Annotated in this window: 2 protein-coding genes; both read left to right on the plus strand. The window is 42.8% G+C overall.

Going from position 1 to position 654, the window contains the following annotated elements; genetic code table 11:
• The coding region (locus AC0QUY_RS42695) for a DUF456 family protein (protein WP_475391749.1) at positions 1-170 on the plus strand (170 nt) is incomplete at its 5' end.
• 182 nt (positions 171-352) lie between these two features.
• Positions 353-654: superoxide dismutase (locus tag AC0QUY_RS42700; RefSeq protein ID WP_475391748.1), on the plus strand; the 302-nt coding region annotated here is incomplete at its 3' end.

The following is a 654-nucleotide window of genomic DNA, read 5'->3' on the forward strand; positions in this document are numbered from 1 at the left end:
TGGGGCCGTTTGTCGGGGCCTTGGCGGGTGAGATGATTGTCCATCAGAAGGATTTGAAAACAGCGGCCAGAATCGGGATCGGTTCATTGATCGGATTTATTTCAGGCGTTTTTGCGAAAAGTGTGATTCAGCTGATAATGATCGGCTACTTTTTATATACTGTGCTCTAAAATTTTCCCGTCCATGTTTAAAAAGAAGGGGAAAAGGATAAAGTTTAGTGAGCGCTTGAAATGCAACTGTGATCATTTTGTGAGCATTTCCATTGAAACAAGCCTTTTCTTTTGATACATTGAAAGAGGAAAGGCTTGCTAAAGGCGGCATTTCAATACATACAAATTAAGGAGGAATTGATATGGCTTACAAACTTCCAGAATTACCTTATGCTTACGATGCGTTAGAACCTCACATCGACAAAGAGACGATGAATATTCACCATACGAAGCACCATAACACATATGTTACAAAATTGAACGAAGCGGTGGCAGGCAAACAGGATCTTGAAAGCAAATCTGTTGAAGAGCTTGTTGCAAACCTTGATGCTGTACCGGAAAACATCCGCACAGCTGTCCGCAACAATGGCGGTGGACATGCCAACCACTCATTGTTCTGGAAACTTCTTTCTCCAAACGGAGGAGGCGCTCCGACTGGTGAATT

The sequence above is a fragment of the Bradyrhizobium sp. WYCCWR15520 genome, from assembly GCF_056174665.1.